We start from the raw sequence: 269 nt of genomic DNA, 5'->3' as shown, positions 1-269 counted from the left end.
AATCTGCGGTTGATAATAACAGTAAAGAGATAGATTCCAATGCGATTATCTTGGCAGAAGCACTAAGCGATAAAACGATCAGCTGGCGTATCCATAACTGTAAAATTATTAAGAAGATTATCACCCAAGATCTGCCGCTGCCATTCTTATATCATTACGACAGCCTAGAAGACAGTATCAAAGCAACTTATCCGCTGACGCCCAAATTGCTGGCGCAGTTTAATACGCCTATGACGGCTGTTGAGGCGGCGAAATTTATCGGTATTGAT

Annotated in this window: 1 pseudogene; it reads left to right on the top strand. The window is 41.6% G+C overall.

Going from position 1 to position 269, the window contains the following annotated elements:
- Nucleotides 1–269, top strand: a pseudogene (locus AAEY72_RS15025) (hypothetical protein); the annotation flags it as partial.

Origin of the sequence: Psychrobacter sp. W2-37-MNA-CIBAN-0211 (assembly GCF_040309405.1) — a bacterium.
In the GTDB taxonomy this organism is placed as follows: domain Bacteria; phylum Pseudomonadota; class Gammaproteobacteria; order Pseudomonadales; family Moraxellaceae; genus Psychrobacter; species Psychrobacter glaciei.
Note: the sequence above shows the minus strand (reverse complement) of the source record. Positions and strands in the feature narration are given on the sequence as shown.